The following is a 14,137-nucleotide window of genomic DNA, read 5'->3' on the forward strand; positions in this document are numbered from 1 at the left end:
GCTGACGGGGCGGCCACGGCGCCGCCCCGCCCCTCCCGTTCCGCGAAAGGTCCACGGCCATGTCCTCCCTCTTCAGCGCCTTGAACAGTGCGACCGCCGGGCTGCGCACCGTCCAGGCCAACGTGAAGTTGGTTTCGGACAACATCGCCCGTGCCGACGACCCCACCCGCACGCGCCACACCGTCCAGCAGACGGTCGACGGCAGCGGCCAGATCATCAACACCCAGTACCGGCGCGAGGTCGACCAGGCGCTGAAGGCGCAGGTCGAGGAACTGAACTCGCGCTCCGGCGGCTCGGCGGTGCAGGCGACCTACATGCAGCAGCTGGGCGACCTGCTGCGCACCACCAACGGCACGCCGCTGATCAACGACTACGCCGCCAAGTTCCAGTCGGCCTGGAGCACGCTGGCGACCACGCCCGAGGACGAGACGGCGCAGTATCAGCTGGTCCAGGCCGCCGACAACTTCGCGCGCGAGATCCGCCGCGTGTCGGAGGGCGTGGAGCAGATGGACCGCAGCATGAAGACCGACATGGACGATTCACTGACCAAGGTGAACGGTCTTCTGAAGGACATCAACCAGATCAACAACGACATCGTGTCGTTGAAGAGCCAGGGTGCGGCCGCCAACGAGGTCGCCGACAAGCGCGACGGCCTGATCCGCGAGCTGAGCGGCTACATGAACATCCGGACCGTCGAGCGCCCGGACGGCCGCATCGCCATCTTCACGCCGTCGGGTCTCGGGCTGGTCGATGCCGAACCGGCAAAACTTTCCTTCGATGGCGGCAATATCAACCTACAGGTCGGCAATCAAATCACCTCGATCAACGGCCATCTGAGCGACGGCAAGCTCGGCGCCCTGCTGAAGATGCGCCAGGACGGCTCGCTGACCGACCCGCCGACGGCGGCCAGCGGCGACCCGACGGCCGAGGTGATCCGCAAGCTGCGCTCGCAGCTCGACCAGTTCGCCCAGGCCTTCACGGGCGCCACCAAGCCCGGCGAGCCGACCAGCTTCCGGGACGCCTATGATTCCGCCATCTCCAAGGATGGCGAGCAGGGCGAGCAGTTCTTCACCGGCAACGACCGCTTCACCATCGCCGTGAATGCCAAGCTGTTGGAAAACACCGCGAAAGTGAAGGGCTCGGCGATCAACGACGTGGTTGCGGCGCTGAAGGCGCCGGGCCGTACCCTGACCGCCGACGGCCTCAAGATGACCGACGCGACCTACAGCCAGATGGTCAGCGGCATCACCGGAACCTGGATGGCGACGGCCAAGTCGGTCAACGACAAGCAGACCTCCGACAAGGAATCGGCGCAGCTGCTGACCGAACGCTACCACTCCCGCACCGGCGTCAACATCGACGAGGAAATCGCGCAGCTTCAACAGCTTCAGACCTCCTACCAGGCTTCGGCACGGGTCATGCAAGTGGCCAATGCAATGTTTGACGCGCTGGAGGCGGTGATCCGATGAGCTCGATAACGGGAGTCAGCAGCTACGCATCGTATCTGAGCCTGGTCCGCAACCTGTCGAACGGCCAGAACAACGTCGACACGCTGTCGACCCAGATGACGACGGGCAAGAAGTCCATCGACCTCAACGCCTACGGCGCGGACACCCAGAAGCTTCTGGACCTGCGGGCCGAGATGGCGCGGCGCGACAACTATCTCCAGAACATCAACACCGCCAGCCCGCGCGTCGCCGCGACGGACAAGGTGCTGACCTCGCTGGAGAAGATCGCGACGGACTGGCAGGCCAGCAACCTGATGCCGTTCGAGCCCGGCCCGCCGAGCGTCACCTCCGCCTTCAACGCCAACCCCGACGCGATGAAGACGACGCTGAACGTCGACAAATCCTCGCTGACGGTCGGCGCCCGCTACACCGTCACCGCCATCCCCTCGCAGACGGGCGGCAACGGCACCTTCGACGTGACGGTGACCGACGGGCTGGGCGGCAAGACCACGCGCGCGATCAATCTCGGCACGACGCCGCCCAACGACGGCAAGGGCTACAGCTTCACGATGTCCGGCGGTCCCGGCGACGGCGCCGTCCTGAACCTGACCTTCGACAGCCTGAAGGCGGCGTCGAGCAGCAACTTCACGGTTTCCTGGCCGCAGGCCGACCAGATGAAGGAGCGCGCCGAGGGCGCCATGCGCGACATCCAGGCGATGCTGAACCAGCGCTTCGGCGACCGCTTCCTGTTCTCCGGTTCGCGTTACGCCACCGAGCCGGTCACCGACCTGATGGCGACCAAGCAGACCAGCAAGATCACGCTGAACGGCGCCCTGGTGAACACCGACGACTATTACGAGGTGACGGTCAACGGCCAGAGCTTCGGCTACCAGATCCAGCCCGGCGACCCGAAGACGCTGACCTTCCTGGCGCAGACGCTCAGCACCCAGATGAACGCGGCCAGCCCGAAGCTGCCGATGACCGTGTCGACGGGCAACGGCATCATCACGCTGGTCGGCAACGATCCGGGGCAGAGCTTCTCCGTGTCGTCGCGCGTCCAGAACGCCGCGACCGTGCAGAACTCCGCCACCCTGCCGAACACGCAGCAGACGGCGACGGCGACGCTGCCGCAGGTCGACCGCTTCAGCTTCAACGGCGCCAACGTCGACATCGGCGACACCTTCGAATTCACGGTGACGGTGGGCGATCCGGACGATCCCTACAACCAGCGCTATTACACCAACCATCCGAACGAACCGAAGGATCTGCCGCCCTACCAGACCTACACGGTCAGCTACACGGTCAGCGATACCGATTACGACGCCGGCACCACCGACGTCGCCGCGGTGTCCGACAAGCTGCGCGCCCAGTTCGCCAACCTGAAGCCGCAGCCGCCCGTCACCATCGACGCGCTGGGCAGCGGCGCCGGCATCTCGCTGACCAGCAACACGATGGTCGATCCCAACCATCCCGACCGGATCCAGCAATTCTCGACCGCCGCCAAGGTGACGAACGGGTCGATCGAGAACACGATTTCGGTGGCGACCCTGCCGCCGGAAGCCACGCCGCTCACCGACATTCCCTACACCAACCCGCCCGACCTTCCCTTCTACGACGCCGAATATCTCACCAAGAAGCAGAATCCGGACGCCTACCGGAAGTCGCAGGTCAGCATCGACGACGGGCTGAACGTCACCTATGGGGTGAGCGCCGACGAGAAGGGCTTCCAGACCCTGGTGGAAGCCTTCCGCATGGCGCGTGTTGCGGCGACCAACCCCGGCAAATACACCGAGTACATCGGCAAGTCGCGCGAACTGATGGCCCAGGCGACGGACGAGCTGCGGTCGATCCACGCCAAGGTGGCGTCGGACCTCTCGACCATGGAGAGCACCAAGACCTCGCACACCGCGGCGAACGCCACCCTGACCGACCGGATCGCCGGCATCGAGGGTGTCGATCCGACCGAGGTCGCGGCGCGCCTCGCCACCTCGATGAACACCCTCCAGGCGGCCTACACCGTGGCCGGGCAGACCAAGAAGCTCTCGCTTCTGAATTATCTGGCGTAAGCCGGCGGACGCACGGGGGCGGCGAGGCATCGCTCCCGCGCGTCGCCGCCGCCTGTCAGGTTGCGGAACCCTACGCCGCCAGGAAGGCGGAGAGGGGCGGCAGGACCAGCGTCCGCCCGTCGGCGGACCGCTCCGGCTCGGCGGCGCCCGGCGCGCGGGGCAGGGCCAGCGGGGTCAGTTCTCCCTTGCCCTTCATCGGATGCTCGGCCGGCTGGCCGGTCAGATTGAACACCGCCAGCAGCCGCTGACCATCGACCGCCCGTTCGAAGGCGAGCACCCCGCCGCGCTCCTCGACCGCGCCGACCGAACCCGACGACAGGGCCGGCTGGGTCCGGCGCAGGCGCAGCGCCGCGCGCCACACCGACAGCGGGCTGCCGGCCTCCCGCTCCTGCCGGTCGATCGCCAGCGGGATGTGCGACGCCGCCAGCGGCAGCCAGGGTTCTCCGACGCCAAAGCCGGCGTTGGGTTCGGCGGCCTTCCAGGGAATCGGGGTGCGGCTGCCGTCGCGCCCGGCGAAATCGGGCCAATAGGTGATGCCGAAGGGATCGCGCAGCTCGTGCTGCTTCAGCACCGCGTTGGGCAGCGACAGTTCCTCGCCCTGGTAGAGGCAGACGGTGCCGGGCAGCGCTGCCGTCAGCATGGCAAGCAGCGCGTTGAAGTCGCCCGCGTCGGCGCCCGGCGGCAGCCAGCGGCTGGCGGCCCGCTCGACGTCATGGTTGGACAGGCTCCAGCAGATCGCCTCGGGGCGCGGGGTGCCGGTCAACGCCTGGGCGAAGCCCTTGGCGGTGAAGGGCTGCTTGGCGAGCGACAGGGTGTAGGCGGCGTCGAGCCCGCGCCCGGTGCAGTAGGCCGCCATGCGCTGACCGGCGCCGGGCTGGCTCGACAGTTCGCCCAGCAGCACGCGGCCGGGGTAGCGGTCCGCCACGGCGCGCAGCTTGGCGAGCATCTCCGTCACCGACGGGTGCATCATGTCGTGGACATGGCGTTGCAGGGCGAAGGGCTTCAGGGGCGGCTCGGCCTCCCCCCACAAGGCCGGCGGGTTGGAGCGCAGCTCCGGATCGTGGGCGAAGAAATCCACCGCGTCGATGCGGAAGCCGTCGACGCCGCGTTCCAGCCAGAAGGCGGCGGTGTCGCACACCGCCTGCATCGCCGCCTCGCAGTGAAGGTTGAGGGCGGGCTGGCTCGACAGGAAATGATGCAGGTAATATTGCCGCCGCCGCGGCTCCCAGCTCCAGGCGGCGCCACCGAAGACCGACAGCCAGTTGTTGGGCGGGGTGCCGTCCGGCTTGGGGTCGGCCCAGACATACCAGTCGGCGCGCTCGCCGGTGCGCGAGCGCCGGCTGTCGACGAACCAGGGATGCGCGTCGGAGGTGTGGCCGCAGACCAGATCGACCAGCACCTTCAGGCCGAGCCCGTGCGCCCGTTCCACCACCCGGTCGAAGCCGGCGAGCGTGCCCATGCGCGGGTCGACCGCGCGGTGATCGGCGACGTCATAGCCGAAATCCTTCCAGGGCGACGGGTAGAAGGGGCTGATCCACACACCGTCGACGCCGAGCGACGCGACATGCTCAAGCCCGTCCAGAACGCCGTCGAGGTCACCCCAGCCATCGCCGTTGCGGTCGCGAAAGCTCAAGGGGTAGATCTGGTAGAGGGCGGCACCGCGCAGCCAGGACGCTGGCCGCCAAGAGGAAGACTGGATCAAGACCGAACACTCCGCACCCGTGGGGTGCGGTACAGCCTCCGGCCTTAGGGCTAAGGATCCGTTACCAAGACGCATTCGTCACAGCCGCCGGCGATGTTCCCGACTCGTCACACTGGAAGCCGTGGCCCGCGCGGCATCCAGCCGCTATACCGGGCCGGGACGCAAGGCGCGATGGCTGGTGCGAAGGTCAGGGATGGCGGTCGAGGGGATGGTGGGGCGCAGGCTCGGAAAGTACGAATGGCTCGACGCGATTCGGCGGGAGGACGGGGACACGCTTTATCGGGCGGTCGATCCGGACAACGGGCGGACCGTGACGCTGAGATGCGTGCCGTTGTCGCGCTTCGCCGGCCGCGACGCCGCGCTGGAGCGTTTCCGTCGCGATGCGCGGGCGGCGACCCGTCTGATCCATCCGCACATCGCCGCCATCCAGGCGTCCGGAGAGATCGACGGCATGGCCTATGTCGCGTTGCCTCCGGAGGAGGGACGGCGTCTCGACGAGCGGCTGTCCGGTTCCAGCCCTCTGCCCTGGAGCGAGGCGCTCGCCACCCTGGGCGCGCTGCTCGATGCCCTGGCACGGGCGCACCATGGCGGCGTCGTGCATGGCGCGCTCGACGCCACCGTGATCCGGCTGGGTACCGGCGGGGGGCTGGTGGTCGCCGGTTTCGGCCTCGCGGCGTTGCACAGACCGGACGCCACCGAGAGCGATGATCTGCGGGACGCCGGCCTCCTGGCGGAAACCCTGCTGGCCGGACAGGACAGCCGGCCCGGCGTGGCGGCGCTGCTCGCCCGCATCCACGGGGACGGTTCGGGTTTCACCGACGCCGCATCCTTCCGCGAGGCGGTGCGCGCGCTGGCTTCGCCGCCCGACGCACCGCGTCCGCGCCACGGCCTCAAGCTCGCGGCTGTCTTGCTGGTCGGGCTCGGCGTGGCGGGCGCCTTCGCGTGGCAGCAGCGGTTTTTGCTACCGCTGCCTGACGCCGCCACCGCGCCTCCGCCGGCCGAGGCTCCCTCTCCATTGGCCAAAACAACAACGGCCGAGACAACGACGGCCGAGACGACGCCTGCCGAGACGCCCCCCGCCGATCCGCCTCCCTCTCCGCCGGAGCCCGGGACCGCGCCGGAGCCGGCCGCGCCGCCGCCTGCCTCTTCATCCCTTCCCGAGGAGCCACCCGAAGAGCCGTCCGCGCCTCCTCCCGAACCATCCGACTCTCCTCCGCCACCCGACTCTCCGCCACCCGCGCCACGCGAACCGGCCCGCCCGCCGGTGGCCGCGGTCCGGGCGGCGCTGGAGCCCCTGCCCTGCGCCCTGCTGGCGGTCGAGGAGGTTCAGGGCCGTCTGCTGATATCCGGCACCGTCGCGGGCGAAGCGGCTCTTCCGGCGATCAGCGAGGCGCTGGGCCGCGCCGCCTCCGGCTGGGATCACGGTCTCGACGTCGCCGTCGCCCGCCCCGGCCTGTGCGGTCCCCTGACGCTGCTGGCCCCGGCGGTCGCCGCCAACGCCGCTTTGGAGGCGCCGCTGAGCATGGGCATTGCCGGCGGCGGCACGCTGCATGGTGGCGACCCGCTGATTCTCGACATCGGCGGACCGGCCGCCGCGTCGCGGTTGCAGGTCGATTATTTCACCTCCGATGGCAACGTCGTGCATCTGCTGCCCAACCCTCTGGAGCCCGACGGCCAGCTCGACGCCGGAGCGGAGCGCCGGTTGGGCGAGCGCGGAGCCGGAGGCCGTTTCTGGAGCATCGGCGCTCCGTTCGGGCAGGAGCTGGTGGTGGCGCTCGCCACCCCATCGCCGCTGTTCGCGGCGCCCCGTCCGGAGGTGGAGCCGGCGGTGGTCTATCTGGCTGATCTGAAGCGGGCGTTGGCCGCCGCCGGTCCCGACGCGGCGCCGCTCGCGGTGCTGCGCTTCATCGCCACGGCGCCGTGACCGGCCGTTGCCTCAGGTCGCGGAAAAGCGGGCGACGGCGACGGTGATGTTGTCCTGCCCGCCGGCCGTGTTGGCGGCGTCGACCAGGGCGGCGCAGGCCCGTTCGGGCTCGGGCTCCTGCCGCAGGATGCGCGCGATCAGCGTGTCCGGCAGCATCCCGTTCAGGCCGTCGGAGCAGAGCAGCAGGACATCGTCGGGAAGCAGGGGGTGCGCCGCCGCCTCCGGTTCGACCTCCTCGCCGGTGCCCAGCGCGCGCAGGATGATGTTGCGGTGGGGAGCCGTGCCGTTTCCGCCATTGTCGAGCCAGAGCTGGTAGAGGCTGTGATCGCGGGTCAGGGGCTGCAACTCGCCGCCGCGCAGCCGGTAGAGCCGGCTGTCCCCCGCGTGGAAGGCGACGATCCGGTTGCTGTCCGGCACCAGCCACCAGCCGACGACCGTCGTCCCCATGCCGCGCCCGTCGGCGAAGCCGCGTTGCCGGTTGAGCGCATGGATGCGGGCGTTGGCCCGCCGCACCGCCGATCGCACGAGGCCCAGAGCGCCGCGGATCGCAGCCTCTTCCCGAGCCGGTTCCGGCAGCGTCCTGACCGTGTCGCCGCCGTCCGGACCGTCACTCTCCACCCCGCCGAAATCGCATGGTGGGGCGGAGGCGGCGTCCTCCAGCAGGCCGGCGATGACCTCGACCGCCTTGCGGCTGGCGACGTCGCCGCCGGCGTGGCCCCCCATCCCATCGCACACGATGGCGAAGCGCCCCGCCGGATCGACGTGCAGGCTGTCCTCGTTGCGCGCGCGGGCGCGACCGACGTCGGTCCGTCCGGCGATCCGTCCGGTGGCGGTGAGGGCGAAGGTGGCGACTGGCATCGGCGGCACGGCTCCGGAAGCGGGAACGGCGAAGGGCGCGCGCCTGTTCGGATCGCGCGCCGGCCCCGCGCCGCCGATCATGGCCCATGGGCCGGCAAAGATACAGCGGCGTTTGGTGGTGTTTCGCGCGGTCGCCGCGCCGTTTCACCCCTCCCGGTTGCTGACCCCGGCGTCGGCGAAGGTCGCCATGCCCGCGTGGCAGGCGACGGCCGACTTCACGATGTTGATCGCCAGAGCGGCCCCCGACCCCTCGCCCAGCCGCATGCCGAGGTCGAGGAGCGCCTCCTTGCCCAGCGCTTCCAGCAGACGGCCGTGGCCCGGCTCGACCGAGCGGTGGGCGACGACGCAATGGTCGAGCGCGCGCCGGTCGGCCTTGAACAGGACCGCCGCCGCCGCCGTGCAGGCGAAGCCGTCGAGCAGAACCGGAACCCGCGCCACGCGCGCCGCCAGGATGGCGCCGGCGATCGCCGCCAGCTCGTAGCCGCCGAGGCGGCGCAAGGCCTCCAGGGGATCCTCCTTGGCCTGCGGGTTGGCCGCCAGGCCGGCCTCGACCGCGGCGACCTTGCGGGCCAGCCCCTCGTCGTCCACGCCGGTGCCGCGCCCGGTCCAGTCGGCCGCCTCGCCGCCGAACAGCGCGAGGCAGAGCGCCGCCGCCGAGGTCGAGTTGCCGATGCCCATCTCGCCCAGCGCCAGAATCTGGACACCCATCTCCACCGCCATCATGCCGTAGGCCATGGTGCGGCAGCATTCCTCCTCGCCCATGGCCGGACCCTGGGTGAAGTCGGCGGTCGGGTTGTCGAGATCCAGCTCGTAGACGCGCAGATCGGCGTCGGCCGTCTCGCAGAGCTGGTTCACGGCGGCGCCGCCATTCTGGAAGTTGGCGACCATCTGCGCCGTCACCGCCGCCGGATAGGCCGACACGCCGCGCGCGGCGACCCCGTGGTTGCCGGCGAAGACGGCGACGCGCGGGCGACGGATGTCGGGCGGGTGCTGGCCCTGCCAGGTGGCGACCCATTGCGCCAGCTCCTCCAGCCGCCCGAGGGCGCCGGCCGGCTTGGTGAGCTGCCGTTCGCGCTGCAAGGCCGCCGTGCCGGCATCCAGATCCGGACCCGGCAGATTGCGCAAGAGCGCGCGGATTTCCTCGAAGGTGACGGCGGGCTGCTGGTTGCTCATGGGGTGACGTCCTGACGGTCAGCGCTGGGAAAAAGCGGCGCGACCTTGCACCCATCCGGAGCCCGAGTCAAAGCGCCTGTGGCGAATTCCGGCGCGGCGCGTGGGGACGCCGGGGCACAAAATCCGTGCAATCCCCGCGTGTCTGCGTGTATCTCGTGACGCCGGCAGCCCCGACCGGCCGGACCGCAAGGAAGCCCCTCCATGGCTACCATCGCCGAAGCGCTCGCCATCGCCACCGACCATCATCAGGCGGGCCGCCTCGCCGAGGCCGAGACGCTCTACCGGCGCATCCTGGAGGCCGACCCCGAAAATCCTGCCGTCCTGCACCGGCTCGGGGTGCTGGCGGCGCAGTGCGGCGCCTTCGAGGCCGCCGCCGATCTGATCGGCCAGGCGATCCGCCACAATGCGGGGATCGCCGAGTACCACCGCCACCACGCCATGGCGCTCGACCGGCTGGGGCGGACCGAGGATGCGGCGGGCGCCTACGCGGCGGCGGCGGAACTCGCGCCCGGCCACGCCGACACGCTGTTCAACCTGGGCGTCGTGCTCGACCGGCTGGGGCGGCGCGACGCCGCGGCCATCGCCTACGGGCGGGCGCTGGAGGCCGATCCGCGGCACGCGGCGGCGGCCAACAACCGGGGGCTGGCGCTCCGCGCGCTGGGACGCGTCGAGGAGGCCATCGACAGCTTCGCCCAGGCCGGCCGCGCCGATCCGGGCTTCGGCGCCGCCTGGTACCACCGGTCGCTGGCGCAGTCGGCGCTCGGCCGGAGCCGGGAGAGCGCCGCCTCGCTCCGGCTGGCGGTGCTGGGCGATCCGTCGCTGGCCGGCGCGCACGTCAACCTCGCCAACCACGCCCAGGAGGCCGCCGACACCGACGTGGCGGCCCGTCATTACCGCCACGCGCTGCGGATCGATCCGACGCAGACCGGGGCTTGGCGCGGGCTGGCGCAGGAGCTGCACCGGCAGGGCCGTCCGCGCGATGCGGCCGACGCCTTTGCCGAGGCGCTCCGCCATGGCGAAGGGGAGCCCGTGCTGTGGAACGCGCTCGGCACCTGCCGGCTGGCGGCCGGCGACGCGGCGGGCGCGGTGTCCGCCTTCCGGCGCTGGTCGGTCGCCGAGCCGGACGACGCGGAGGCGCAGTTCGCGCTGGCCGTCGCCGCCGCGCAGGCCGAGGCCGGCACCGGCACCGGCACCGACATCGACCTCGCCGAGACCGCCTACCGCCGCACCGCGCGGCTGCTTCCGACCGACCATCGTCCCTGGGTCAACCTCGCCCTGCTGCGGATCGCCGCCGGCCGCTTGGCGGAGGCGCTGAGCCCGCTGCGGATGGTGCTGGCCCTGCGACCGCATCTGGCGGAGCCGTGGTACAATCTCGGCCACACGCTGCGCAGGCTGGAGCGGGCGTCCGACGGCGTCGCCGCCTACCGCCGCGCGATCATCCTGCGCCCGGATGACGGCGCCGCGGCGTTCAACCGGGCGCTCGACCTTCAGGAACTCGGACGCATCGCCGAGGCCGCCGACGGTTACCGCCACACGCTGGCGCTTGACCCGATCCATGTCGACGCGCTGTGCAGCCTCGCCAGCCTCGTGCGAGCGTCGGCCCGCTACGCGGAGGCGACGGCCGGTTACCGCCGTGCCCTGGCGATCCAGCCGGCCAGCGTGGCGTCGCACCGCAACCTGCTGTCCTCGATCCTCTACGATCCCGGCTGGAGCGAGGCGATGCGCTACGCCGAGCACCGCCGCTTCGAGGCGCTGCACGCCCTTCCCCTCTATGCCCAGGCCAAGCCGCCGGCCTGCGATCCCGATCCGGGGCGCCGGCTGCGCGTCGGCTATCTGTCGGCGGATTTCCGCGAACATCCGGTCGCCCGCAACCTGGAGCCGATCCTCGCCAACCACGACCGCGAGCGCGTCCATGTCACCGCCTACGCCGACGTCGCCCGGCCCGACGCGGTGACGGACCGCTTCCGCGCCCATGTCCAGGATTGGCGTTCCATCGGCGGGCTGGACGATCGGACGGTCGCCGAGCGGATTCGGGCCGACCGCATCGACGTGCTGGTGATCCTCGCCGGCCGGTTCGACGCCAACCGGCCGCTGGTGGCCGCCCATCGTCCCGCTCCGGTCCAGATCAGCCTCTACGACGCGGCGACCAGCGGCCTGTCGGCGATCGACGCCATCCTGACCGACCGGGTGATGACGCCGCGCCATGGCCCGGAACGCTTCGCCGAGCGTCCCATCCGCCTGCCGACGCTGTTCGCCTACGCGCCGATCGCCGACGCCCCGCCGGTCGTGCCGCCGCCACACCTCGCGCATGGTGGCGTGACCTTCGGCAGCTTCAACAACCCGGCCAAGCAATCCGACGAGGTGCTGGCCCTGTGGGCGCGGGTGCTGGCGGCGGTGCCGGGCTCCCGGCTGGTCCTGAAATACAAGAATCTCTATGCGGCCCCGGCGCTGGCGGAACGGGCGCGGCGGATCGTGGAGGCCGCCGGCGTCGATCCCGCCCGCCTGCTGACGCCAGCCGCCGTGCAGGAGCGCCAGCATCATCTGGCGCTCTACAACGGCGTCGACATCGCGCTGGACCCCTTTCCCTTCTGCGGCGCCACCACGAGCTTCGAGGCGCTGTGGATGGGGGTGCCGGTGGTGACGCTGCCGGGCGGCAACATGATGAGCCGCTGGTCGGCCTCGCTGCTGTCGGCCATCGGTCTGCCCGATCTGATCGCGGTCGATCCCGACGGCTATGTCCGCATCGCGACGGACCTCGCCGCCGATCCGGCGCGGCTGTCGGACCTGCGCGCGGGGCTGCGCGGCCGGATGGAGGCCGCCTCCTTCCTCGACGGGCGGCTGAAGGCCCGGCAGTTCGAACGGGTCTACCGGGCGTTGTGGCGGCGCTGGTGCGCCCGCCACGACGCCACGGGCTGAAGGGCTTGCTGGCCTGAGCCCTTGCGGGCTTACTGGAAGGCGATCTTGACGTTCTCGCCCGGATCGGGCGCCTCGCCGGTGATCTTGGCCTTCACATAGCCATAGGCGTAGACCATCGCGCTCGACGGGCTGTCCCAATACTCGGCCTGGTCGACGCTGACCTTCAGCAGGGCGATCTCGGGATCGTCCGGCCCCTGCGGGAACCAGGTCGACAGGATGTCGCGCCACAGGAAGCGGATCTTGTCGCGGTCGCGCACCACCTCGGCGATGCCGGACAGCGAGACGTAGTCCTCCTTGTCAGGGTCGGCGTAGGCGAGGTTGACGCGCCAGTGGCGGTCGAGTTCGGACACCTTCTCGGAATCGGCGCGGGTGAAGAACCACAGGGTCCCGTCCTCGAAACCGCCGTGGGACAGGGTCGCCATCGGACGGGAATTCAGCCGGCCGTTGTCGTCGAGCGTCGTCATCATGGTGACGCGGATGCCCTTGATCATGCTCCAGAGCTTCTCGGCGGCCTCGCGGTCGGTGCCGGTGCGGGTGGTGACCATGCTCTGCCTCTCGTTCGGTAGCCCAACAGAGTTCCGTCAACGCCGCTCCCGCGGAAAGGTTCCGGGCCCGGCGTTCAAGGCACGGTGTTCACCCCGCCGACCGACCAGGAGCCGCCGCCCGCCGCCGCGTGGTGATCCAGCCGCGTCAGCGACCAGTGATCGACCCGCAGCCGCAGCGCCGCCTGGGGCGTCAGATCCAGCGCCAGCGCCACCGCCGCGCGGATCGAACCGCCATGGATCACCGCGATCAGGTCGCACCCGGAATGGGCGGCGGTCCAGCGCTCCAGACACCCGGCCACCCGCCCCATCACCGCCGCGAAGCTCTCGCCGCCGGGCGGCGCGTTGCCGGCAGGGTCCGTCCAGAATCTTGCGGCCTCCCCAGGGTGGCGGGCAGCGACCTCCGCGTGCGACAGCCCCTCCCAACGGCCGAAATCCTGCTCGGCAAGCGCCGGGTCCGCGTGGGCCTGGAGATCCGGGCGCAAGGCCAGCGCGGTCTGCCGCGACCGCCGCAGGGGGCTGGTCAGCCAGATCGCCCGCGCGGGCAGGATCGCCACGAGCGCCGCCGCGCTGGTCCGGTCGCCGGTGTCGGCGGGCAGGTCGCTGCTCCCGCAGATTGCCCCTTGCGGGTTGGGGACGGGGGCGTGGCGGATCAGCCACCAGCGGGTGACGCTCATGCCCCGGCCGCCACCCAGGCCGCGACGGTCAGCAGCACGGCGGCTTCGCCCACCTGCTGGATCGCCCCGAACACGTCGCCGGTGTGCCCGCCGATCTGGCGCCGGGCCAGTTCCGCGACCAGCCATCCGGCTCCGGCCGCCGCCAGGATCGCGGCCGGAGCCATCCAACCCAGCACCGCCACGGCGGCCAGACCGCCCAGCGCCAGGGCCAGCGCGGCGGTCGCGGCCGTGGGCCGGCCCTGCGCCGCCGCGAGGCCGTCGCTGCGGGCCGGCGGCAGACGGCGGGCGACGGCCGCCATCCCGGCCCGCGACAGGGCGCCGGCCGCGACCAGCGCCGCGATGGCGTTCCCAATCGCAGTCCCGACGTCGGATCCGATCGGTCCGGCAAGGGCGGCCAGCGCCGAGGCTCGGATGGCCACCGAGAACACCAGCGCCAGCACCCCATAGCTGCCGACCCGGCTGTCACGCATGATTTCCAGCTTGCGCGCCCGGTCGCGCCCGCCGCCAAAGCCGTCGGCGACGTCGGCGGCCCCGTCCTCGTGCAATCCGCCGGTCAGCCACGCCGTTGCCGCCAGGGCCAGCAGCGCCGCCGTCAACGGCGGGAGATGGGCGAGCGTGGCGACGGCGAAGACCAGCCCCCCCGTCACGCCGACCAGGGCGCCGACCAGCGGAAACCACCCCATGGCGCGGGCCGCCGCCCCATCCGCGAGCGGCCCGGTCAAGGGAAGCGGAACGCGGGTCAGGAACAACAGGGCGAGGGCGGCGTCCTGGGCAGCGCCGGGCGAGGCGGTGCTGGGGCCGGGCACAGGTGGGGGAACGGTGTCGGGCATG

The 14,137-nt window shown here is 71.2% G+C and carries 10 protein-coding genes; 4 read left to right on the forward strand and 6 right to left on the reverse strand.

From position 1 onward, the window contains the following. Window positions 1–59: 59 nt before the first annotated feature. Both flgK and JN22_RS11235 read left to right on the forward strand, forming a co-directional pair. Window positions 60–1,469, forward strand: coding sequence for a flagellar hook-associated protein FlgK (gene flgK / locus JN22_RS11230; protein WP_085554011.1), 1,410 nt, complete (start codon window positions 60–62; stop codon window positions 1,467–1,469). Beyond that, window positions 1,466–3,514 carry a flagellin gene (locus JN22_RS11235; RefSeq protein ID WP_085554012.1) on the forward strand — a complete coding sequence of 683 codons (2,049 nt, stop codon included), beginning with the start codon at window positions 1,466–1,468 and terminating at the stop codon, window positions 3,512–3,514. Before flgK ends, JN22_RS11235 begins: the two co-directional genes overlap by 4 nt. A 70-nt stretch (window positions 3,515–3,584) precedes the next feature. On the opposite strand, the gene JN22_RS11240 is transcribed toward JN22_RS11235, so the two are convergent. Beyond that, complete coding sequence (locus tag JN22_RS11240; protein WP_223677681.1) at window positions 3,585–5,216, reverse strand: alpha-amylase family glycosyl hydrolase; 1,632 nt, start codon at window positions 5,214–5,216, stop codon at window positions 3,585–3,587. Between the two features lie 193 nt (window positions 5,217–5,409). On the opposite strand from JN22_RS11240, the gene JN22_RS11245 reads away from it, so the two are divergent. Continuing rightward, window positions 5,410–7,140 (forward strand): DUF4384 domain-containing protein, encoded by a 1,731-nt coding sequence (locus JN22_RS11245; RefSeq protein WP_223677682.1) that lies wholly within the window; start codon window positions 5,410–5,412, stop codon window positions 7,138–7,140. A gap of 12 nt (window positions 7,141–7,152) precedes the next feature. Here the strand turns inward: JN22_RS11245 and JN22_RS11250 are convergent, their stop codons facing one another. Continuing rightward, window positions 7,153–7,998 (reverse strand): PP2C family protein-serine/threonine phosphatase, encoded by an 846-nt coding sequence (locus JN22_RS11250; RefSeq protein WP_085554647.1) that lies wholly within the window; start codon window positions 7,996–7,998, stop codon window positions 7,153–7,155. Window positions 7,999–8,142: 144 nt separating this feature from the next. Beyond that, window positions 8,143–9,171: a nicotinate-nucleotide--dimethylbenzimidazole phosphoribosyltransferase gene (gene cobT, locus JN22_RS11255; protein ID WP_085554014.1), complete on the reverse strand. Its 1,029-nt coding sequence runs from the start codon at window positions 9,169–9,171 to the stop codon at window positions 8,143–8,145. A gap of 201 nt (window positions 9,172–9,372) precedes the next feature. On the opposite strand from cobT, the gene JN22_RS11260 reads away from it, so the two are divergent. Continuing rightward, window positions 9,373–12,087 carry an O-linked N-acetylglucosamine transferase family protein gene (locus JN22_RS11260; protein WP_085554015.1) on the forward strand — a complete coding sequence of 905 codons (2,715 nt, stop codon included), beginning with the start codon at window positions 9,373–9,375 and terminating at the stop codon, window positions 12,085–12,087. A 29-nt stretch (window positions 12,088–12,116) separates the two neighbouring features. Here the strand turns inward: JN22_RS11260 and JN22_RS11265 are convergent, their stop codons facing one another. The 3 genes from JN22_RS11265 to cobS all read right to left on the reverse strand — a co-directional run bounded on the left by JN22_RS11265 (window position 12,117) and on the right by cobS (window position 14,136). Then, on the reverse strand, window positions 12,117–12,632 hold the full coding sequence (locus tag JN22_RS11265; protein ID WP_085554016.1) for a pyridoxamine 5'-phosphate oxidase family protein: 516 nt from the start codon (window positions 12,630–12,632) through the stop codon (window positions 12,117–12,119). A gap of 74 nt (window positions 12,633–12,706) precedes the next feature. Continuing rightward, window positions 12,707–13,306 (reverse strand): histidine phosphatase family protein, encoded by a 600-nt coding sequence (locus JN22_RS11270; protein WP_085554017.1) that lies wholly within the window; start codon window positions 13,304–13,306, stop codon window positions 12,707–12,709. Then, window positions 13,303–14,136 carry an adenosylcobinamide-GDP ribazoletransferase gene (gene cobS, locus JN22_RS11275; protein WP_085554018.1) on the reverse strand — a complete coding sequence of 278 codons (834 nt, stop codon included), beginning with the start codon at window positions 14,134–14,136 and terminating at the stop codon, window positions 13,303–13,305. The genes JN22_RS11270 and cobS overlap by 4 nt, the downstream gene beginning before the upstream one ends. Window position 14,137: the final 1 nt, after the last annotated feature.

The sequence above is a fragment of the Azospirillum agricola genome (assembly GCF_020005195.1).
Taxonomy (GTDB): domain Bacteria; phylum Pseudomonadota; class Alphaproteobacteria; order Azospirillales; family Azospirillaceae; genus Azospirillum; species Azospirillum agricola.

Coding starts and splice junctions, on each gene's coding strand:
- flgK (WP_085554011.1), top strand. CDS start 60: ATGTCCTCCCTCTTCAGCGCCTTGAACAGTGCGACCGCCGGGCTGCGC.
- JN22_RS11235 (WP_085554012.1), top strand. CDS start 1,466: ATGAGCTCGATAACGGGAGTCAGCAGCTACGCATCGTATCTGAGCCTG.
- JN22_RS11245 (WP_223677682.1), top strand. CDS start 5,410: ATGGCGGTCGAGGGGATGGTGGGGCGCAGGCTCGGAAAGTACGAATGG.
- JN22_RS11250 (WP_085554647.1), bottom strand. CDS start 7,998: ATGCCAGTCGCCACCTTCGCCCTCACCGCCACCGGACGGATCGCCGGA.
- cobT (WP_085554014.1), bottom strand. CDS start 9,171: ATGAGCAACCAGCAGCCCGCCGTCACCTTCGAGGAAATCCGCGCGCTC.
- JN22_RS11260 (WP_085554015.1), top strand. CDS start 9,373: ATGGCTACCATCGCCGAAGCGCTCGCCATCGCCACCGACCATCATCAG.
- JN22_RS11265 (WP_085554016.1), bottom strand. CDS start 12,632: ATGGTCACCACCCGCACCGGCACCGACCGCGAGGCCGCCGAGAAGCTC.
- JN22_RS11270 (WP_085554017.1), bottom strand. CDS start 13,306: ATGAGCGTCACCCGCTGGTGGCTGATCCGCCACGCCCCCGTCCCCAAC.
- cobS (WP_085554018.1), bottom strand. CDS start 14,136: ATGCCCGACACCGTTCCCCCACCTGTGCCCGGCCCCAGCACCGCCTCG.